This window comes from Nitrosomonas limosa (assembly GCF_054188085.1).
In genome coordinates this window covers 780,646-799,857 of the sequence record NZ_CM135180.1, presented here as the reverse complement: position 1 = coordinate 799,857, position 19,212 = coordinate 780,646, and the positions used below count along the sequence as shown (strand labels likewise).

General features: G+C 49.7%; 22 protein-coding genes. 14 read left to right on the top strand and 8 right to left on the bottom strand.

Translation table 11 applies throughout. The annotated features are described in order from the left end of the window. Positions 1-125: 125 nt before the first annotated feature. The 4 genes from ACV7NC_RS03585 to ACV7NC_RS03570 all read left to right on the top strand — a co-directional run bounded on the left by ACV7NC_RS03585 (position 126) and on the right by ACV7NC_RS03570 (position 3,708). On the top strand, positions 126-434 hold the full coding sequence (locus tag ACV7NC_RS03585) for a hypothetical protein (RefSeq protein WP_458154086.1): 309 nt from the start codon (positions 126-128) through the stop codon (positions 432-434). Positions 435-445: 11 nt separating this feature from the next. Continuing rightward, complete coding sequence (locus tag ACV7NC_RS03580; protein ID WP_458154085.1) at positions 446-865, top strand: hemerythrin domain-containing protein; 420 nt, start codon at positions 446-448, stop codon at positions 863-865. A gap of 198 nt (positions 866-1,063) precedes the next feature. Continuing rightward, a complete protein-coding gene (locus tag ACV7NC_RS03575) occupies positions 1,064-2,338 on the top strand; it encodes a M10 family metallopeptidase C-terminal domain-containing protein (RefSeq protein ID WP_458154084.1) in 1,275 nt (424 codons plus the stop codon). 401 nt (positions 2,339-2,739) lie between these two features. After that, entirely contained in the window at positions 2,740-3,708 is a 969-nt protein-coding gene (locus ACV7NC_RS03570; RefSeq protein WP_458154083.1) for a class I SAM-dependent methyltransferase, read from the top strand. On the opposite strand, the gene msrB is transcribed toward ACV7NC_RS03570, so the two are convergent. Further along, positions 3,709-4,227, bottom strand: a complete 519-nt coding sequence (msrB, locus tag ACV7NC_RS03565) for a peptide-methionine (R)-S-oxide reductase MsrB (protein ID WP_458154082.1) — start codon at positions 4,225-4,227, stop codon at positions 3,709-3,711. It abuts the gene before it with no gap. A gap of 186 nt (positions 4,228-4,413) precedes the next feature. Here msrB and ACV7NC_RS03560 point away from each other — a divergent pair, with 186 nt between their 5' ends. Further along, the gene (locus ACV7NC_RS03560) at positions 4,414-5,016 is read left to right on the top strand and encodes a DUF4202 domain-containing protein (protein ID WP_458154081.1); all 603 of its coding nucleotides are present in this window, start codon (positions 4,414-4,416) and stop codon (positions 5,014-5,016) included. Between the two features lie 17 nt (positions 5,017-5,033). On the opposite strand, the gene ACV7NC_RS03555 is transcribed toward ACV7NC_RS03560, so the two are convergent. Continuing rightward, entirely contained in the window at positions 5,034-5,273 is a 240-nt protein-coding gene (locus ACV7NC_RS03555; protein WP_458154080.1) for a hypothetical protein, read from the bottom strand. Positions 5,274-5,410: 137 nt separating this feature from the next. On the opposite strand from ACV7NC_RS03555, the gene ACV7NC_RS03550 reads away from it, so the two are divergent. The 4 genes from ACV7NC_RS03550 to ACV7NC_RS03535 all read left to right on the top strand — a co-directional run bounded on the left by ACV7NC_RS03550 (position 5,411) and on the right by ACV7NC_RS03535 (position 6,687). Further along, positions 5,411-6,124, top strand: coding sequence for a hypothetical protein (locus tag ACV7NC_RS03550; RefSeq protein ID WP_458154078.1), 714 nt, complete (start codon positions 5,411-5,413; stop codon positions 6,122-6,124). A 187-nt stretch (positions 6,125-6,311) separates the two neighbouring features. Continuing rightward, positions 6,312-6,440 carry a ribbon-helix-helix domain-containing protein gene (locus ACV7NC_RS03545; protein ID WP_458154077.1) on the top strand — a complete coding sequence of 43 codons (129 nt, stop codon included), beginning with the start codon at positions 6,312-6,314 and terminating at the stop codon, positions 6,438-6,440. After that, positions 6,433-6,597, top strand: coding sequence for a type II toxin-antitoxin system ParD family antitoxin (locus tag ACV7NC_RS03540; RefSeq protein WP_458154076.1), 165 nt, complete (start codon positions 6,433-6,435; stop codon positions 6,595-6,597). Before ACV7NC_RS03545 ends, ACV7NC_RS03540 begins: the two co-directional genes overlap by 8 nt. A gap of 3 nt (positions 6,598-6,600) precedes the next feature. Then, entirely contained in the window at positions 6,601-6,687 is an 87-nt protein-coding gene (locus ACV7NC_RS03535; RefSeq protein WP_458154828.1) for a hypothetical protein, read from the top strand. A gap of 84 nt (positions 6,688-6,771) precedes the next feature. On the opposite strand, the gene hflX is transcribed toward ACV7NC_RS03535, so the two are convergent. Beyond that, complete coding sequence (gene hflX / locus ACV7NC_RS03530; protein ID WP_458154075.1) at positions 6,772-8,127, bottom strand: GTPase HflX; 1,356 nt, start codon at positions 8,125-8,127, stop codon at positions 6,772-6,774. Positions 8,128-8,373: 246 nt separating this feature from the next. Further along, positions 8,374-9,111, bottom strand: a complete 738-nt coding sequence (locus tag ACV7NC_RS03525) for a glutathione S-transferase family protein (RefSeq protein WP_458154074.1) — start codon at positions 9,109-9,111, stop codon at positions 8,374-8,376. A gap of 118 nt (positions 9,112-9,229) precedes the next feature. Here ACV7NC_RS03525 and ACV7NC_RS03520 point away from each other — a divergent pair, with 118 nt between their 5' ends. Further along, entirely contained in the window at positions 9,230-9,592 is a 363-nt protein-coding gene (locus tag ACV7NC_RS03520; protein ID WP_458154073.1) for a winged helix-turn-helix transcriptional regulator, read from the top strand. Between the two features lie 64 nt (positions 9,593-9,656). Here ACV7NC_RS03520 and ACV7NC_RS03515 read toward each other — a convergent pair whose 3' ends face one another. The 4 genes from ACV7NC_RS03515 to ACV7NC_RS03500 all read right to left on the bottom strand — a co-directional run bounded on the left by ACV7NC_RS03515 (position 9,657) and on the right by ACV7NC_RS03500 (position 14,354). Then, the gene (locus ACV7NC_RS03515) at positions 9,657-11,027 is read right to left on the bottom strand and encodes an ammonium transporter (RefSeq protein ID WP_458154072.1); all 1,371 of its coding nucleotides are present in this window, start codon (positions 11,025-11,027) and stop codon (positions 9,657-9,659) included. 314 nt (positions 11,028-11,341) lie between these two features. Then, on the bottom strand, positions 11,342-11,857 hold the full coding sequence (locus ACV7NC_RS03510) for a CNP1-like family protein (protein ID WP_458154071.1): 516 nt from the start codon (positions 11,855-11,857) through the stop codon (positions 11,342-11,344). Beyond that, positions 11,854-13,839, bottom strand: a complete 1,986-nt coding sequence (locus tag ACV7NC_RS03505) for a DUF3501 family protein (RefSeq protein ID WP_458154070.1) — start codon at positions 13,837-13,839, stop codon at positions 11,854-11,856. The genes ACV7NC_RS03510 and ACV7NC_RS03505 overlap by 4 nt, the downstream gene beginning before the upstream one ends. Positions 13,840-13,934: 95 nt before the next feature. Next, positions 13,935-14,354 carry a rubrerythrin family protein gene (locus ACV7NC_RS03500; protein WP_292923753.1) on the bottom strand — a complete coding sequence of 140 codons (420 nt, stop codon included), beginning with the start codon at positions 14,352-14,354 and terminating at the stop codon, positions 13,935-13,937. 339 nt (positions 14,355-14,693) lie between these two features. Between ACV7NC_RS03500 and ACV7NC_RS03495 the strand changes: the two genes are divergently transcribed. The 4 genes from ACV7NC_RS03495 to leuB all read left to right on the top strand — a co-directional run bounded on the left by ACV7NC_RS03495 (position 14,694) and on the right by leuB (position 19,088). After that, positions 14,694-15,839, top strand: coding sequence for an MFS transporter (locus ACV7NC_RS03495; RefSeq protein WP_458154069.1), 1,146 nt, complete (start codon positions 14,694-14,696; stop codon positions 15,837-15,839). A 79-nt stretch (positions 15,840-15,918) separates the two neighbouring features. Further along, positions 15,919-17,328 carry a 3-isopropylmalate dehydratase large subunit gene (gene leuC / locus ACV7NC_RS03490; RefSeq protein ID WP_458154067.1) on the top strand — a complete coding sequence of 470 codons (1,410 nt, stop codon included), beginning with the start codon at positions 15,919-15,921 and terminating at the stop codon, positions 17,326-17,328. Positions 17,329-17,358: 30 nt separating this feature from the next. Then, positions 17,359-17,997 (top strand): 3-isopropylmalate dehydratase small subunit, encoded by a 639-nt coding sequence (gene leuD / locus ACV7NC_RS03485; RefSeq protein WP_458154066.1) that lies wholly within the window; start codon positions 17,359-17,361, stop codon positions 17,995-17,997. 29 nt (positions 17,998-18,026) lie between these two features. After that, positions 18,027-19,088, top strand: a complete 1,062-nt coding sequence (gene leuB, locus ACV7NC_RS03480; RefSeq protein ID WP_458154824.1) for a 3-isopropylmalate dehydrogenase — start codon at positions 18,027-18,029, stop codon at positions 19,086-19,088. Positions 19,089-19,212 lie beyond the last annotated feature (124 nt).

Below are 19,212 nucleotides of genomic sequence, written 5' to 3'. Positions count from 1 at the left end.
TCTGATTGATATGTTTAGCAAGGACTCTGTATCTTAACTGCTGGCAAGAATTAATTCTGTAGTAAGATGATCCTTATTAAGGTAGGACAAATGTACTGGTTTCTTGTGAATTCATCAACAAGGTAATGATTTTTTGTGGTGCTCATTTCGATTGGATGCGAGAATCCGCTAATTGGGTGCGCCGGATTGGGAAGGATCTGACCGCCAAGCGGCGGAATATTACGATTACCGTGCCGAAATTCGGCTGTGAGTCCTGCGGGATTCGAAGAAGTCCCCATCATCCCTGGCGGGCCGCCGCGCCGCTTTCGGCAATCGTGCAACCTTTGAAACTCGATCCGCTGACGGTGGTTGACGATCCGGATTTTCTCGCTCGCATCGCAAGCCAGAAAAACCTTCCCGCTTATGTGAAAATCGGCCTTCAAGCACTGTATTAATCCGTTTAAATATGTCTCGTACTGGCGTTTTATTATCACTTTCGCGCGATCACCACACCGCCCTGGTGCTGGCGCGAGCCGCGCGCAAAGCGGTTGAGAGCACTGATCAAGCCGCATGTGAACAGGTTCTGGCTAGAATCAAAGAACATTGGCGGCTCGTGATGGCGAGTCATTTCGAACAGGAGGAACAATTGCTCGGGGCTATGAAAAATCAATTGGCAATGGAAACCGTTGAGCGGATTCTGAGCGACCATGCCCTGATACGTGATTTGATCGCTGAGTCCAGCACGAGAGAACCGCTGACGCGGTTGCAGCAATTGGGTGATTTGCTGGCGCTGCACGTTCGCTTTGAGGAACGCGTGCTGTTTCCGCAACTGCAGCCGATTCTTGACGCATCAACTGAGAGTATCGAGCCGCCCGAACAATGTTGAGTCGACAGCCGTTGACCCTGTATCGCAGTAGGTTTTACAAAGATTTTTGCGCCAGCGACCGCTCTTTTTGCTTCCCAAGCTTTGAATTAAGCCTATTAAACAGCGATATCCATTCAAATGACCGGAATAAGCCTCCATTAAAATTAAATTCTCTCGAAATTGGATCGCAATTTGATATTTTTACCGAAGGAGAACGATATGCCGAATATTACCAATGATTATCGCGTTGACGCAGTGCTTGCCGGCAGCGATATTCGCTGGAATCCTACCACACCGGGCGGATCGACGGTGACGGTGACGTACAGTTTTATGTCGGCTTTGCCGAGCTACGCTGACCCTGCAGTAGATGGCAATAACTTCAGCGTAATGACCAATGATCAGAAAGTTGCGGTGCGCGAAATTTTAACGACGCTTGCTTCGCATTTTAATCTCGTTTTTACCGAAGTTACCGATACCGCGTCAACTTATGGCCAGCTACGCTTTGGAAATAATCTGCAAACGGAATCGGTCGGTTACGCATATTATCCGGATCAATCCACCGGTGATACCGCTGGCGATCTCTACATCAATAATGGAGCGGATGCCGCACAAACGGCGAATGTGACCAAAGGCACCAATGCCTATTCGACTTTGATTCACGAAATCGGCCATACTCTCGGATTAAAACATCCCGGCAATTACAACGCGACTTCGTCGCCCGATGATCCGGGCACGACTGAAGGGCCTTATCTAACGGGTGTGGAAGATTCCGAGTTGTACAGCATCATGTCGTACACGACGCAGAGCCAGGGGTTGGAGCGTATCAATCTGGGACCCTATGATTATGCGGCTTTGTCGTATTTATACAATGCAAAACTAGTGAATACCGGCGACGATACTTACACATTGACGAATCAGAGCGGCCACTTCGTTCAAACCATCTATGACGATGGCGGAACCGATACGCTCAATGCATCCAACGTTACCGTCCCCGTTACGTTAAATCTGAACGTTGCGGCCCCTGGCACGCTGAGTTCTGTTGGAGTTACACCAGGCAATGAACCGGCGCAGGATAATCTGTCGATAGGCCTGAATTCGGCGATTGAAAACGCCATTGGCGGCTTAAATGACGATAAGTTGATTGGCAACAGCAGCGATAACACCTTAACCGGTAACAATGGCAACGATACGCTGGTCGGGCAATTGGGTAACGATGTCTTGTCGGGCGGCAATGGATTCGATATTTTTGGGCTGGCTAACGTCGGTCATTATCAGTTTCAGGATTTTGTGCCCGGCGTGGATAAGGTGGCTTTCGCTACACAACTGGGTCTTAATAATTTTGGTCAATTGGCACCGTTCATTACCAGCATTGAAACGAGCGGAAATGATGTGGTCGTGCATTTTGTCGACGATATTGCCAGCATCACATTTACCGGTGTGTTACTGCAATCGACCGCATTATCGGTCAATGACGTGATCTTTACCGCTTTATAACGAATGAGCGTGAAATGGATAAAATCGAGTTTCCCGGTTTGTAGTTAAAACATGGCGTGAATCAAAACTGATACCGCAACTACCCGGTAGTTGCGGTATTAAAGCATCAGTGAACATTTTGAGTCGGATGCTGATGCAATTTCGCCGAATGCAAAAGTTCTCAGAGTTTTCCAAAGGCATCGGCAATTAATTGCCGGTGTAATAAAATTACCGTGTCAGTCGACGCTGATAAATTCCCGGATCGCTGATTATTGCATTGGCCGGTTTGACATCGAATGGCACATTCAGTACATTCAGACCGCTTGCTGCTGCACGTTTATTTCCAAGCAAATACATGTATCAATTACCACTGTATTGGCTTTTTCAGTGCATCATTTTCAACTGGTCTCTTATCGCTGTTTATGGCTTCCGATAACTTACTGAATTGGTTCAAAGCACCGCTTGTCAAACTGGTCCGGCGGTTGCTGGATGCGCTGGCGCATCGCATTGCCGCGCGGCTTCAAGCCGGCTTAATTCCAACCGCCGCTTCGCAACCCGCGCCGCCACCCCTGCCTGATACGGTGATATCGCTGGATTATCCGGTCCACCCGCGGGCGCGATGGGGAAATGCCTGGGGATTGCCGGCGCATGATGCCTTGGAAAGAATCATTTGGCGCAACGACAAATCCATCATCGCGACCCTCGAAACGATTGCGAGTTATCGCGAGGATTTACGTAACATTCCCGCCCGTGCGCCGGAAGATCACGATACCCCGCGCTGGATCAACGGCTGGTTGCCGGGATTGGACGGCGCCGCTTTGTATGCGCTGGTGCGGGAACGCCGCCCGGCGGTTTATTGGGAAGTCGGATCCGGCAATTCGACCCGCTTTGTAAAGCGGGCGATTGTGGATGGTAATTTGCCGACTCGTATTGTTTCGATCGATCCGTCGCCGCGGGCGGAAATTGACCGGCTTTGTGACGAAGTGTTGCGTGCGCCGCTGGAAGATATTTGCGCATTGCTGCAGGCCCGTATCTGTTCCGGCGATGTGTGCTTTATCGACTGTTCTCATCGCGCGTTCCAGAATAGCGATGTGACGGTTGCGATGCTGGAATTGCTCCCGGCATTGCCGCCGGATGTGGTGATCGGCTTTCATGACATTTTTCTGCCGGATGATTATCCACCGGAATGGGCAGGGCGGTATTACAACGAACAATACCTGCTCGCCATGTTCCTTCTCGGCGGCCATGCCGGTATGGAAATTATTCTGCCAGCATGGGCTGCAAGCAGACGGCCGGTATTGGCCGCTAAAGTTGCATCGATCTGGGAAGGGGAGGAATTTGCCGAAGTCGAACGGCATGGCGATGCTTTTTGGCTGCGTTCACTCTCATGATCAGCTTCTGAGCGCAGGCAACGGCTCGTCTTTGGGTACAAAATTGAGCGCATAACCGTTGTTGCACCAGCGTTCGCCGCGGGGTGGCGGGCCATCTTTGAACACATGGCCTTGATGGCCGCCGCAGCGCGCGCAGTGGTATTCCGTGCGCGGTTTGATCAATTTGAAATCAAGCTTGGTGGCGATATGGCCGGGAATCGGCTGGGTAAAACTGGGCCAGCCGGTCCAGCTTTCATATTTATGCGCACTATCGAATAACGGCAGATAACAAGCGGCGCAAATGAACGTGCCTTCCCGGTCCTCATACACCAGATTGCTGGATTCCGGGCGTTCGGTGGCTTCTTCAAACAGGATTTCATACGCTCTGGGTGAGAGCAATTTGCGCCATTCTTCATGGGGCTTGTTAAGCGGCGTAATCGGACTGGCGGCTTCGCCGACCACATTGTCGCGAAAACAAGCCGGAATCAGCGGTAATGTTGCTGCGATGGCAAGCGTTTGTAACACGGTGCGTCGTTTCATAAAATCTTCTCCAAATTTCCGGGGATGGCCGTTAGCGGCTCAATCAAGCGGTATCGGGCATCATCGATAAATGCCACGGGCTGGCTTCCGCGCTGCATTCGATCGTAACAGTAGGATTTGCTGATTGCCATTATAATGACATCAACAATGCTTCTTCGGCAATTCTCAACTCAACCGGCCAACGCAATGACCCAACACCGTTTTGACCAAGCAATCGCCCTGATTGATGCGGCGAATCGTGAAGACCCGAACCGGGAAACCTGCGAGGGCAAAGACTGGCCGAAAGAACTGCTGTATTCGCACCGCATGTCGGACATGCTCGAACGCTATGCGCCCGATGCCGATGACGCGATGAAACTGGCGGTGCGCGCGCAACATATCCGGCGCTGGAAATCACCGCGCAGCGATTATCCGATGGATCGTAAGGGCTACCACCAATGGCGTGCCGCGTTGAACCAATTTCATGCCGATACCGTGGCCGGTTTGCTGGCAAAAGCCGGGTATGACGAGGCATTCATCACGCGCGTAGCGCAAACCGTCGGCAAAAAATCGCTGAAAACCAACCCCGATACCCAGCTATTGGAAGACATCGCCGCGCTGGTTTTTCTCGAACACTACCTGCTCGACTTGGCAAGCAAGCACCCCGCATATGACGAACAGAAATGGATCGATATCATTCGTAAAATCTGGAACAAGATGTCGGCTCAGGCTCGGCGATTTGTAATGGATGGGCATATTGCGTTGCCGGATTCGATGATTGCGCTGGTTAGGAAAGCGGTTGCTGAATAATAGGATAATTTCTGATGTTATTTGGCTAACTTGCGATAAAGCTGATCAAATTCGCTAAGACTTTGCACAAAAGCATCTAATGTAGGGTGATGAGGCAACCCCTTTTCTTTACGCTCAATGTATTCCCGCAAAGCTTCATCAACTATTGTTTGTATTGGTCGTCCCTCGGGTTCGGCAATTTTGCGAAGCGCGATCGGAATTTCTGGAGAAATTTGAGGAGAAAACTCTTCGTGGGCAAGGCAAGGATGGCATGTCACTATCTTGATGTTTTTAAGTGCTTTATGATACGTTGATTTATTAATACTGTATCTGTAGTTCCCCGAGCTAATTAAACAGGGCTAGATGTTCAACGATACTTCATATAACTACGAATTAGAGCCTGTCAAGGATAAGCATGATGGATTCACAACAATTATTTAATCTCTATGAAAAGCTGTATTACCATGAGATTGAAGCTAGAGATAAACTGAACTCACGTTTGCAGATCCCATTGGCCATACTAGTGGCTATTCTTGGATTTCTAGGTTTTATGCTTCAAAACCTATCTCGTGATGCAGAAGGGGTGGCGATAGTGGGTTTCTGGTTACTTTATTCTCTTGCTAGTGTCTCAACCGCATTCGCAATTTTCTTTTTCAGTAAATCATGGTTCGGTCATACAGATAAACTCCTTCCGACAGCGAAGCAGAGTGAGGCATATCGGAATGAGTTAATTCAATTTTACTCAGAATACGAAGACAAAGATGATTTAGTCAAAGAAGGGATGCGCAATTATTTGTATAATTACTATGTGGAATTTTCATCAATTAATACAATCAATAATGATTCCAGAGCATACAATTTATATAAAATGACTGTCGCATTGACAGTTACTACTGTACTCTCATTTACAGCATTCTTTCTATATCAACTAAATGGCCTTGATAAAAACAATCACTCAAAACCATTGCAAATAGAAATTCTTAAATTGCCGACACAGGAGATGTTGCAAATGACAGCAAACAAACCACCAGCACCACCGCCTCCTCCGCCACCGAGAAGTGTAAGAGGTGATATTCCAGTACCAAAGCCTAAACCTTTACCAACACCGCAACCATTAACTCAGAAATAATGGCTTCAACAAGCTATTTAAGGGAATTATCATCAAATCTCAGCAATATTGATCAGCTATCCGATCTGTTCGTGTGTTTGATTAGTTTGATGTTCATAGTTGACTATCGCTGATATTAATTGTGTTTTGGAATACCAATAAATATTAAGTACAACTTGATATTGAGAAGTATCTGATGGAAATTCTTATGCTAATACAGAAAAATTCCAGTGTGACGCTGGGTGAGCATTTTGAGAAATTTCTGGTGTGCCGGGTTGAAACCGAGCACTATGCCTCGGCCAGCGAAGCCACTACGGGCGGGGTTGCATTTGTTTGAGGAGCGTGAAACCAAGCTGGAAGCATTGTGCCATGCCTTGATTGAAGGGGAGCAAAGCGGCGCGTCTGATTATTCTTTACAAGGCATTTTCGACGAATTGGAAGATGGCGATCAATTAGGATCATTCAACCTTCATCTAATAGATAAGAATTTATAGCATTTGATTTTTTATCGCCATAATGGAGAAGATCAAATTGAAATTGTTCGTGTCCTGCATAGCCGCATGGATATTCAGCAGCATTTATAAAATCATTGATTTTGATTAAGAAATTCACCATCCATCGATCTTGATGGCTTGTCCCCAATTCTTACACCTTACACTTACCGGTAACTATCGAACACCGTCCACCGGGTTGAGTTGTTCGCGTAAGCTCTCGATAGCGCTGGGTTCGCTACGTACCCGGAAGAGGGTGCCTTCATTGTCCGAGCGTTCTTCCAGTACCTGACAATTCGTGAAGATTTGTCCGCGGAGTTGCTGGGCTGTCCAAGGCAGGAAAAGCTCGGTTTCGATCAGTTGCTGCTGGAAGAATTCGAGGATTTTCAGGCGCAGTTTCGCGACATCGTCGGGTCTGCGTGCGCTCATCACGATGCAATCCGGATACCGGGTGCGTAAATCTGTTTCGCATTCGGCTTGTGCCGCTACATCACCGACATGGTCGATCTTGTTGAATACGCGGATGCGCGGCACGTCGTCCGCACCAATTTCTTCAAGCACGTGCTGGGTGACTTCGAGCTGGCGCTCAAATCCGGGGTCGCTGGCGTCGATGACGTGGAGCAGCAACGATGCATCGAGCGCTTCGTCGAGCGTGGATTTGAACGAGGCGACCAGACCGTGCGGCAGGTTTTTGATGAAGCCGACCGTGTCGCTGACGAGCACGCGCGGCACGCTTTCCGGGTGCAGCGCCCGCACCGTGGTATCGAGCGTGGCGAACAGCTTGTTGGCGACCAGTACTTCGCTGCCGGTGAGCGCCCTCATCAAGGTGGATTTGCCGGCATTGGTATAACCGACCAGCGCCACGCTGGCGAGTCCTTGGCGTTCTTGCCGCCGTGCGCGCTGTATTTTGCGTTCGGCTTCCATCGCGACTATTTCCTGCTGGAGTTCGGCGATTCGGTCGCGGATTTTGCGCCGGTCCAATTCGGTGTGCGATTCGCCGGCGCCCCGGCCGCCGGTGCCGCTGCGTTGCCGTCCTTGCGGCCCGGCAAGCTTGGCGGCTTCGCGCAGGCGCGGCGCCATGTAGCCGAGACGCGCGATTTCCACCTGGGCGCGCGCCGCACGGGAGCGAGCATTGCGGTGAAATATTTCAAGAATGACCATGGTGCGGTCCATCACTTCGCAGCCGACCTCGTTTTCAAGGTTGCGTGCCTGCGACGGTGAGATTTCGTGATCGACCAAGAGGGCGCTGATGTCATGGCCATTTGACTCGATGGCGATTTCCTCGGACGCATCCGATCCAGAATCGTGGTTCACGTAGCAGCGGATTTCCTCGCGCTTGCCAACGCCCAGGTATGCGGTTGTGTCGAAGCTGGCGCGTTTTTGCACGAACGTGTTGACGACCGTGTAACCCAGTGTCTTTGCGAGTTCGCGCAGCTCGGTCAGCGACGATTCGAATTCGACATCGCTGACATTCGGCAATTGAACCGCCGCGGCGATAGCGAATTTTGGTTTCTCTTTGATTTCTATGGACATTGGAAAATTTCGCTTCCTGGATAGTGGGAATGAATATTGTCGTAAAAAGCTGCTGTTGCTTGCACCGGAACTGGGGCGGATTGGAAAGACAGAAACTAAGATCCCATTTTACAGGATCTTAGCGGGATTCGATCGATCTGGATTCTCAAGCCGTTGAAAAAACTATCTGTGCTGCGCTACGGCGTTAAAAACAAGTTCAAAATGCTTATTTGTATAAGCACAACCGGAATGTGAATCAAATCTCGATCATTGCTCGCTGCTTAATTCAGAGGTTTCCTGCTGTTGGTCGCTGCCAAAATAGCGTTGTTTGATCCGCTCGACATATTGCACGAGATTTTGTTTGGCAAGGCCGTGTTCTTTGAGCGGCGATTCGATCGGGCAGCCGATGATGTTGATCAGCAATCCGAATGCCGAAGCATCGAGGGTGGCGGGTTTGCTGCCGAAGAAATAGGGCTGATCGCCCAGCGCTATCGCCAATGCGTCGATGTCTTGTTTGCCGAGCGCGAAAATTTCTTGCGGTTGGTGGCGGCCGGTGCCGTGTCCGTAAATTTGCCGCTGGATTTTTTTGCGCGTGCGGCTGGCGGCGATATCGCGAATGATCGGCGGTAATGATCCGAATATCGCTTGCTTGTTGATTTGCCAGTTTTCTTCGGTGTATTGCCAGCGCGAATACAGCGCTGCCCAAAACAAATGTTCTTCCAATAAGCGCTGCAACGCGGTTGATAAAGCCAGCTCGGCAGTGGTTAGCTCCCGATCCAGATCGGTGTAATGGGTTTTCAGATAGTCGACGATAAAGCGCGAATCAGCAATCGCGGCGCCATTATCTTCGATATAAGGAAGCTTGCCTTTGGGTGCGCCGAGCGGCAGCGATGGCTTGAGATCGTAGGGGATGCCGGCCATGCGCAAGTAGGTTTCAACTTTGCAGCAAAACGGGCTTAAATTCGGAATGCCCCAGGTGCGTCTGAATTGATAGAGTGTGAGCATGCTTGCGATCCTCTTTAATAATTGCTTGTTTAGTGCAAGTGACTTTACCTTGTTTGCTTGCGAGTTGCAAGTAGATGGTTTACAGTAAACACAATTACTTTATGAGATGTACTGACCGATGACCGACGAATTCGATAAATCAAATTTTGACCGATCTTGTTGCCCGATTGCTTGCGCGCTGGATCAGCTTGGGGATAAATGGACATTGTTGATTATCCGCGATTTGTTGCTGGGTAAGAAACGTTACCAGGAGTTCCTGGCATCGCCCGAGCGCATCGCGACCAATATTTTGGCTGACCGGCTAAAGAAATTGGAAGCGGATGGATTTGTGACGCAGCAGGCCTATCAGCAAAACCCGGTGCGCTACGAATACCAGCTGACGCAAAAAGGGGAAGATCTGTCGCCGGTATTGCAGGCATTGGTGGCGTGGGGTAAAACCTATTACCCGGGCAGCAAGGTGTTTGAAGCGGTTAAGCGATAATCGATTCGTCAAAAATAAAACAGCACCTCGGCCTGGCGAGGTGCTGAGTTGCAGAAAATCGAAGCTATGATTGAGGATTATCGTCAACGCGATGGCTTTGCGCCGCGGCTGCATTACTTTCCAAAATCATGACGCGGGATTCCAGCCGCGCAATCAACGCTCTTGTGTCCGGCGATTCAACCGGAGCTTGCGGTTTCGGTGCGGCAACGCGCGTTTCCAGAACTTCTACGCGAGTCTGCAATTGCTGCGGCAGATCTTCCGCTTCGGGGCCTTCAAGATGCGTGAACTCCACGCTGTCTTCATAGGGTTCGCGCGTGGTGCCCGTCGCTTTAATGATAACGCCCGCCAGCAGGCCGCCGGTAATCGCGATGAACAGGGTGATTACGATACCGTTGAATTGCGCGATGGCGATATCCGGCACAATCAAAAATGCGCTCATGCCGCCCAGCAAGCCTGGCATGCCATGTAAATTATGCACGCCACAGGTGTCGACGAGCTTGAACCGGGATTCCAACACGGGTTGCAAGAAGACATAACCGAGCACGGAGACAACGCCCGCCAGTAAACCGATACCGAAAGCGCCGCCAGGGGAAACCACATCGCATACCGAACCGATGGCGACACCGCCGGCCAATGCGGCATTCGCCATATCGACCATGGATGTTTTGCCGCCGTGCAGCTTGGAGCTTAGGAAATAGGTGGCAATGGTTGCGCCGGAAAGAGCCAGCAAGGTATTGGCAACGGTTTGTGGCATATTTTCCAGGGGCACCAAGGCGGTTGCAAAACTCGGCCAGAATAGCCACAGCACCATGGAACCGAGCATCGCGAAACGATCGGAAGTATGATCCGATTCAATCGGTTTGCTGCGTTGATAAGCGGTGGTTAGTACGATCGACATGCTGAGTCCGAAATACGCACCGAATGCATGGATGACAATCGATCCCGCAGAATCCTGGAATCCGGTGGTGTATCCGATGGCGTCATCGAGCACCAGCCATTCATTCAATAAATAGAGCGGCACTACCAGGAGCGCCAGCAGGGCATATTGAAAAACGCGTAATCGTCCCAGTACCGCGCCCATCGCGATCAGTGCGGTGGCAACGGACAGTTCCGCATAAAGCAAGGCATCGAGGGTATGGGGAGATAATTGGTGCCCGAAAATGCCATTGGCGCGGAGCAGAATATAAAGCGGCAGACCTACAGCGACAACCAGATAGGTACCTGTGACAGCGCCAAATCCATAGCGGCGGACGAATACCATTAAGAAGCCGAAACCAATCAATAGCATGGCGAGAATATGAATGATGTAGTTATATTGCGCTACGACGCGAGCTTCGCTCAAAGCCGCAGGGGCTTCGGCGCTTACCCAACTGCTAAAACCCAGGAGAAACAGACTGACTGCGCATTGCAGTGTCAGGCAAAAACGTTTATTCATGTTATGTTTCCTTAAGTTAATAATGATTCGGGTTAATTTATGACGAGTTCTGCTGGTAGAGGGAATCCGATGAGGCAATTACCCCTACCCGGAGTGTGAGCTTTAATTCCCTTAAACACAATAGGGAAATTTCAATCGGTGATGCTAGAAAACTATTTGAAAAATACTGAATAGTCGTTTGTATAAACGATTTGCTGCATGGGGTGAGTTTTGGAGAAACGGAGACCGGATTAGAAAAATTTCGAAATAGTGTTACGCGCGTTATCGCGTGATTTCGTTTTCTTTGGTTGTTCTTTTGCTATTTTTTTGTTTCTTTAACGATAGATACTGCGATGCACACCCGCTTTGAGTGCTTGAACAGCTTCTTCGGTGCTGCCGGGCGCTTGCCGGAACGGGCAGAAGATACTTCTGGAGAGTTCGCGCTGTGCATAAAATTGCCTGACCAGATCGATCTGCTGCCATTCCGCGACACGGGGTTGCGCCCAGGTTCTGTCGTTCCTGCCAAGCGCATATAATTTTCTTTCATTGGTGGCGCAGCGGATACCTTCAAAGCTGACATTGCTAGCGCCGGCGGATGATTTGATTACAAGTGCAAACCGTACCACGCCGTCCTCACCGATTTTGATCGATGTGGCATCGACGAAATAACGGTTGCTGGTAGCCTCCCCGGCATTAAATTCGAGCAGATTGTTCTCTTCGGGGTAGGGAGGTAATTGCGCTGCTTGTTCAACCCACGGCTTGTCGCTTTCGAATTCGTCCTTAAAAGGAGGTTTGGCGCAGGACGATAGCGCCAAGATACAAATGATGGCAATGAGAATGAGCGATTTCATTCGGTTAGATCATTTAACAGCGATGCGCGAATGTCGGCAGCCACGGCTTCAACAGTTGCTTGATAAGCCGGATGATCGATTCCCATGCTCAAAATCGCACCTTGCCGCAGCGCCCGGATCATCTCAATGGTCAGCTCGAACCGCAGAAAATGAACGGAAGCGGTCTTTTCGCTATTTTCCCGTTCCAGATCTTCATCGGCAATGGCGTAAACCGGCGGGTGATCTGCTACCTTGACCCAGATCTTGTCTTCGATACCGATCATTGTCGCCAATCGCGCTGCGCGTTCGTTGGGATCGGGATACTCGATCATCATCGTAGCTTTCCAGTTATGTCCGTCCGGTATCAACGGCGTATACGTTTCTAATTCGTGAACGATTTCCTCTTCCTGGAAAATTCGCTCGACGCGTAACATTTCCTGGACTTGATAGCGAATGGTCAATTCGTCTTCAAATACGAGCGTGACATGATCGCCGAGATGGATCTTGCGTGTTTTTTTATGCGCCATGACTTTGGCGCGGAAATCGTTGCGTACTTTGGAATAAGCTTCGAGCGTCATTAAGCTGTCACGGGTAATAGTCGGCATCGTTCGATCCTTGGTAGAGGGAGAGTGTGCAGCCGCTGGCTCGGGGGTTGGAGCTGGCGTCGAATCCGTGTCTGCACCGTAAGCCATCCGCAGCAAGGTCAATGGATGCAGTTTCTGCGCTTTGCTGTCACCGATTCCTTGTGCGATATGACGGGCTGCAATGGCGCAATCCGAGCTAATGTAATCCGGTTCGGTGGCGGCCATTTGTTTAAAAACAGGGCGGCCGATTTTCATCGAATCGGCAAAATGCTCGGTTTTCACGCCCCAGGTGCCATCATGGCCGGAGCAGCGCTCTACAACATTAAGACTGGTGTCCGGAACTAATTCCAGGATGTCTTTGGTTTTTTTTCCGAAATTTTGTACGCGCTGATGGCATGGAATATGGTAGGAAATTTTTCCAAGCGCTTGCTTGAAATCGGTTTTGAGTAAATTATCCTGATTTCGTAACGCCAAGTATTCGAACGGATCAAACATGGCGGCGGCAACGGCCTGAACCGCTTCATCATCCGGGAATAACAGCGGTAATTCCTGTTTATACATCAGCGTGCAAGATGGCACTGCGGAGAGAATGGCATACCCGTCTTGCGCCAGTTGGAATAAATACGGAATATTTTTATCTTTCAGCGTCTCGACGGTTTCCAGATCGCCCAGTTCCAGCTTCGGCATACCGCAGCATGCTTCCTTCTCAACCAGACGGACCGGAATTTCATTGTGCTCCAGAATGTACAACAAGTCGTGGCCGATGCCGGGTTCGTTATAATTAATGTAGCAGGTGGCGTATATCGCGACCTTACCAGGGGTGCGGGCACCGTTTCTGACCGGAAACGAATCGTTGGGTCTGGCGCTCGAGCGGAATTTTGTGGCCGCGTATTCCGGCAGTTTTCGCTCGGCATGGATTCCAAGCGTGCTATCCAGCAATTTACGGGCTACTGGTGCGTTAGTCAGTGCATTAACGGTTTGCACGACTACCGGAATGGTAGCAATCTTGCCCATCAAATCGGTATTGGAAAGCAATTCATCGCGGAAGCTGGCGCCTTGCTGTTTATACTTCACCGCTTTGGCACGTAGCATCAAATGTGGAAAATCAATATTCCATTCATGCGGCGGCACGTAAGGGCACTTTGTCATGAAACACATATCGCATAAGTAACAGCGATCGACCACTTCCCAGAATTGTTTTTTATCGACGCCATCCAGTTCGCCGGTGGTGCTTTCATCGATCAAATCGAATAAACGCGGAAAAGCTGTGCACAAGTTAACGCAACGCCGGCAGCCGTGACAGATGTCAAAAACTCGCTCCAGTTCTTGGTTTAAACCGGTTTCATCATAAAAATCCGGATTCTTCCAATCAATGGGATGACGAGTAGGTGCTTCGAGACTACCTTCGCGAGTGGCCATAGATCAATGTGCTTTATAGAGACGATGGGTAATTGCGATGGGGTTTATCCGATGATTGAATAAACCCCGGTGTTTCAGGGTGCGATTGAACGCGATTAATCGGCTAGGCCATCTAATGCGCGCTGGAAACGATTGGCGTGCGAACGTTCCGCTTTGGCAAGCGTTTCGAACCAATCGGCGATTTCATCGAAACCTTCGTCGCGCGCCGTTTTTGCCATGCCGGGGTACATATCGGTGTATTCATGTGTTTCACCGGCAATCGCGGTTTTCAAATTGTCGCGTGACCCACCAAAAGGCATGCCAGTCGCGGGGTCGCCGCATTTTTCCAGATATTCAAGATGGCCGTGGGCATGACCGGTTTCGCCTTCGGCGGTTGAACGGAATACGGCCGCTACGTCATTTTGGCCTTCCACATCCGCTTTTGCAGCGAAATACAGATAGCGGCGATTGGCTTGCGACTCTCCGGCAAACGCGGCTTTCAGATTTCCTTCGGTTTTTGATCCTTTAAGTTCCATCATGCTCTCCTTAGATTATTGACGAATTATTATCGTTGATTTAGATCAATGAGACTATCGAAGGGTTTATGGATTGTCAACTATTAACGGCGTGGAGCGGGTTTCGGGGAAACAGGATCATTCGCATCAATCGATGTGTATTCAGTCATTGGTCGGTAAAACGATATGGCCGCAAGATCATGGTATATCGCTGAACGGTAATCCGAATTCTTGTAAAATCCTCGATTTCAAGAAACCAGACTTACTTCGATTGCAGTAGGTCGTTTCCAAAATTTATTGCCGGCATCGTGTCGGGTAATTTTATCTAAATCGCGTCGTTATCAGCTTTCACTGACACTTATGCCGACACTTCCCTACTGGCGTTTATCCGGGTTTTATTTTTTCTATTTTGCTTTTATTGGCGCTTTCTCGCCGTACTGGAGTCTGTATTTGCAATCGCTGAATTTTAATGCGCTGCAAATCGGTGTGCTTATGTCTTTATTGCTGGTGACACGGATATTTTCTCCCGCCGCCTGGGGGTGGCTGGCGGATCATACCGGAAAGCGGGTACGGGTCGTGCAATTGGCCGCTGTCAGCGGCTTAATCAGTTATGGCGGGTTTTTCTGGGGTGAATCGTTTGCCTGGGTTTTCTTAGTCATGCTGTTGATGAGTTTCTTTTGGAGCGCTTCGCTGCCTTTGATGGAAGCTATCACCTTGTCACATCTGGGCGATTCGACCGATCGCTACGGGCGGATCCGTTCCTGGGGTTCGATAGGATTTGTGGTGGCAGTGGTTGGCGTTGGTTATTTGCTGGAAGTTGTTGATATTATTTGGTTGCTTTGGGTCGTGCTGGGTCTGAAAGCAGGTATCGCTTTATTTTCGTATCAGATCCCGGAGAAAGAGATTATCAGCCATGCCAGTGGATTTCATTCGATCCGGCAAATTTGCATGCGTCATGAAGTTATGGCCTTTTTATGTTCCAGCCTGTTAATGCTGTTTGCGCATGGTGCCTATTACACTTTTTTCTCGATTTATTTGGTTGAGCATGGCTATGACAAAGGATTTGTTGGGTGGCTATGGGCGATTGGCGTAATTTGTGAAATCGGCATTTTTTTCATCATGCCTTGGTTGATGCGGCATTTCCGTCTCAAGCAGATTTTGATGTTCAGTTTTGCTTGCGCCGTGCTCCGGTTTGTGCTGATCGGCAGTTGGGTTGATTGGCCGGTCGTATTAATTATGGCGCAAGTATTACATGCGGCAACATACGGTGCGCATCATGTGGCGGCAATGATGGTGATCCATTATTTTTTTAAAGGGCGCAATCAGGCAAAAGGACAAGCGCTATATACCAGCATTGCGTATGGTCTGGGCGGCGCCTTGGGGGCGGTTTCGAGTGGTTATACTTGGGATTGGCTGGGAGCGGAGATCACCTTTTTTATCAGTGCAGTTACGGCTTTATTAGGGTTGCTGATAATTGCGTGGAAGATGCATTCGTTTAATCATTAGCTGCTGACACATTGCTCAATTTGTTGAATCGGTAAACTTTATGGGATAATTATCAATTAATTGTTTTTTCTTTTACCAGATGCAAACGTTATACGACAAGCTTTGGAACCAGCATGTGGTTCATACCGAATCTGCAGACCCGCATAGTATGGCGCTGATTTATATCGATCGTCATCTCGTGCATGAGGTGACCAGCCCGCAGGCGTTTGAAAGTTTGAAATTGGCGGGGCGGAAGCCTTGGCGGTTGAATTCGATTCTTGCGGTAGCGGATCACAATGTTCCGACGACTGATCGCACACAGGGTATTCACGATCCGATTTCGCGTTTGCAAGTAGAGACACTGGATCACAATTGCGACGAATTGGGTATTACCGAATTTAAAATGAATGATCTGCGTCAGGGTATCGTCCATGTGATCGGCCCGGAACAAGGCGCGACGCTGCCCGGTATGACAGTTGTTTGCGGGGACTCGCATACCAGCACGCATGGTGCATTCGGCTGTTTGGCGTTCGGTATCGGCACATCGGAGGTTGAGCATGTGTTGGCGACGCAGTGTTTGCTAATGAAAAAATCGAAGACCATGCGTATCTCCGTGGAAGGTGTTTTGGGCTTTGGGGTAACCGCGAAAGACATTGCCTTGGCGATTATCGGTGAAATTGGCACCGCTGGTGGCACCGGGTATGCCATCGAGTTCAGCGGCAGCGCGATTCGTGCGTTGTCGATGGAAGGCCGCATGACGCTTTGTAATATGGCGATCGAGGCAGGCGCACGCGCCGGCATGGTGGCGGTTGATGATACCACTATCAATTACATCAAAGGACGCCCGTTCGCGCCGCAAGGTGGGCTCTGGGATAATGCCGTTCAGTATTGGCGTACGCTTCATAGCGATGAAGGCGCGCAGTTTGATAAGACGGTCAGACTGGATGCTGCGCAAATTAAGCCGCAGGTGACTTGGGGCACATCGCCGGAGATGGTGACTACCATTGATGGCGTAGTGCCAGATCCGATGCTCATCGGCGATGACGTGAAACGCCACGATATGCAACAAGCGCTTAAGTATATGGGGTTGGTTGCCAATACGCCGATTCAGCAGATTATGATCGATAAGGTATTTATCGGGTCGTGCACCAATTCACGCATCGAAGATTTGCGAGCCGCAGCGCATATCGTGAAAGGCAAGCGGATCGCAGCAAACATTAAGCAAGCGCTGGTGGTTCCTGGTTCTGGCCTGGTTAAGCAACAGGCGGAACAAGAAGGTTTGGATCAAATTTTCAAAGCCGCCGGTTTTGAATGGCGCGAACCGGGTTGTTCGATGTGCTTGGCCATGAACGATGACCGATTGTTACCCGGCGAGCGGTGTGCTTCGACTTCCAATCGGAATTTTGAAGGCCGGCAAGGTCCCGGCGGCCGGACGCATTTAGTGAGTCCGGCGATGGCTGCAGCTGCAGCGGTGGCAGGGCATTTTGTCGATGTACGCCAGCTTCAGTAAGAATAACCTGTTCTATTCATATAAAAATCAATGGAAAAATTTCATACGTTGACCGGTTTGGTTGCTCCGATGGACCGGGCCAATGTCGATACTGACGCGATTATTCCCAAGCAATTTTTGAAATCGATCAAGCGCTCTGGTTTCGGCCAGAATCTATTTGACGAATGGCGATTTCTTGATCATGGCGAACCCGGCATGGATCCCGCGAAGCGCCAGCCCAACCCGGATTTCGTGCTGAATCAACCGCGCTATCAGGGTGCGCAGATTTTGCTGGCCCGGGCAAATTTTGGCTGCGGGTCGAGTCGCGAGCATGCGCCTTGGGCACTGCAGGATTATGGATTTCGAGTGATTATCGCGCCCAGCTTCGCGGATATTTTTTTTAATAATTGCTTTAAGATAGGTCTGTTACCGATTATTTTAAGCGAGTCGGCGCTGGATCGGTTGTTTGAGGAAGTTAAATCGACCGTTGGTTATCAATTGACGGTTGATCTGCAGAAGCAGAATGTATCGACCCCCGGTCACGAAGTGTATCCGTTTGACATTGATCCGTTTCGCAAGCATTGTTTGCTGAATGGACTGGATGAGATCGGTTTGACCCTGCAGCACGCTGAAAAAATAAAGCAATTTGAGCAAAAGCGGCGTGAACAACAGCCCTGGTTATTTTTGTAAGTATCAATTTTTCAAATAATTAGAACATGATGAAAATTGCAGTTCTGGCAGGCGATGGAATCGGGCCTGAAATAGTAGCGCAAGCGGTACGAGTTCTGAATCGCCTTAAAAACGATGGGCTTGAGATCGAGTTGGAGCATGGCTTGATCGGCGGTTGTGCGGTGGATGCAACCGGAGAACCTTATCCAGAAGCGACACACCGTCTGGCAAGCGAAGCGGATGCAGTGCTGCTGGGTGCTGTAGGAGGTCCGCAATACGATGCATTGCCGCGCCATCAGCGCCCTGAGAGAGGATTGCTGGCAATCCGCAAAGCGCTTAATTTGTTTGCAAACCTGCGACCGGCCATTTTATATCCGGAACTTGCCAATGCTTCGAGTCTGAAATATGACGTGGTTGCCGGGCTCGATATCATGATTGTACGCGAACTGACTGGTGATATTTATTTTGGCGAGCCGCGCGGCATTGATACGCGGGATGGCCAACGTGTCGGGTTTAACACGATGATTTATAATGAATCGGAGATTAGAAGAATTGCGCATGTGGCATTCCAAGCAGCGGCCAAACGGCAAAGGAAATTATGCTCGGTGGATAAAATGAATGTACTCGAATGCACACAGTTATGGCGTGATGTTGTGTCAGAAGTGGCGCAACAATACCCGCAAGTGACCCTATCCCATATGCTGGTTGATAATGCTGCGATGCAGCTGGTGCGCAATCCCAAACAATTCGATGTGATCGTTACCGGTAACATGTTTGGCGACATTTTATCTGACGAAGCATCGATGCTGACCGGTTCGATTGGCATGTTGCCCTCGGCTTCGCTCGATGAAAATAATAAAGGATTGTATGAACCGATTCACGGATCGGCGCCGGATCTTGCGGGTAAAGACTTAGCTAACCCATTGGCGACGATTTTGTCGGTCGCGATGATGTTGCGCTATACCTTCAATCATGAAGAGGCCGCGCAACGAATCGAAAATGCGGTGAAAAAGGTGCTGGCATCCGGTTACCGGACAAAAGATATCGATGAGCCTGGAATGAAGTCTGTTGGCACCCAAGCGATGGGCAATGCGGTATTGCAGTCGATGTGAGGCTTTTTTTGCGGTAATTCAATAATTGAAGTGAAATTGGTGCGCTAATTATTTGTTATCTATTAGCAAAGTAAGCTAGTATTGTTAATATGATAGCCGTATTTAATAGGTTATATTTTTTGGG

Excerpts from the sequence above, each read along its gene's own strand:
- ACV7NC_RS03585 (WP_458154086.1), top strand. The coding sequence starts at position 126 with ATGATTTTTTGTGGTGCTCATTTCGATTGGATGCGAGAATCCGCTAAT.
- ACV7NC_RS03580 (WP_458154085.1), top strand. The coding sequence starts at position 446 with ATGTCTCGTACTGGCGTTTTATTATCACTTTCGCGCGATCACCACACC.
- ACV7NC_RS03575 (WP_458154084.1), top strand. The coding sequence starts at position 1,064 with ATGCCGAATATTACCAATGATTATCGCGTTGACGCAGTGCTTGCCGGC.
- ACV7NC_RS03570 (WP_458154083.1), top strand. The coding sequence starts at position 2,740 with ATGGCTTCCGATAACTTACTGAATTGGTTCAAAGCACCGCTTGTCAAA.
- msrB (WP_458154082.1), bottom strand. The coding sequence starts at position 4,227 with ATGAAACGACGCACCGTGTTACAAACGCTTGCCATCGCAGCAACATTA.
- ACV7NC_RS03560 (WP_458154081.1), top strand. The coding sequence starts at position 4,414 with ATGACCCAACACCGTTTTGACCAAGCAATCGCCCTGATTGATGCGGCG.
- ACV7NC_RS03550 (WP_458154078.1), top strand. The coding sequence starts at position 5,411 with ATGATGGATTCACAACAATTATTTAATCTCTATGAAAAGCTGTATTAC.
- ACV7NC_RS03545 (WP_458154077.1), top strand. The coding sequence starts at position 6,312 with ATGCTAATACAGAAAAATTCCAGTGTGACGCTGGGTGAGCATTTTGAG.
- hflX (WP_458154075.1), bottom strand. The coding sequence starts at position 8,127 with ATGTCCATAGAAATCAAAGAGAAACCAAAATTCGCTATCGCCGCGGCG.
- ACV7NC_RS03525 (WP_458154074.1), bottom strand. The coding sequence starts at position 9,111 with ATGCTCACACTCTATCAATTCAGACGCACCTGGGGCATTCCGAATTTA.
- ACV7NC_RS03520 (WP_458154073.1), top strand. The coding sequence starts at position 9,230 with ATGACCGACGAATTCGATAAATCAAATTTTGACCGATCTTGTTGCCCG.
- ACV7NC_RS03515 (WP_458154072.1), bottom strand. The coding sequence starts at position 11,027 with ATGAATAAACGTTTTTGCCTGACACTGCAATGCGCAGTCAGTCTGTTT.
- ACV7NC_RS03510 (WP_458154071.1), bottom strand. The coding sequence starts at position 11,857 with ATGAAATCGCTCATTCTCATTGCCATCATTTGTATCTTGGCGCTATCG.
- ACV7NC_RS03505 (WP_458154070.1), bottom strand. The coding sequence starts at position 13,839 with ATGGCCACTCGCGAAGGTAGTCTCGAAGCACCTACTCGTCATCCCATT.
- ACV7NC_RS03500 (WP_292923753.1), bottom strand. The coding sequence starts at position 14,354 with ATGGAACTTAAAGGATCAAAAACCGAAGGAAATCTGAAAGCCGCGTTT.
- ACV7NC_RS03495 (WP_458154069.1), top strand. The coding sequence starts at position 14,694 with ATGCCGACACTTCCCTACTGGCGTTTATCCGGGTTTTATTTTTTCTAT.
- leuC (WP_458154067.1), top strand. The coding sequence starts at position 15,919 with ATGCAAACGTTATACGACAAGCTTTGGAACCAGCATGTGGTTCATACC.
- leuD (WP_458154066.1), top strand. The coding sequence starts at position 17,359 with ATGGAAAAATTTCATACGTTGACCGGTTTGGTTGCTCCGATGGACCGG.
- leuB (WP_458154824.1), top strand. The coding sequence starts at position 18,027 with ATGAAAATTGCAGTTCTGGCAGGCGATGGAATCGGGCCTGAAATAGTA.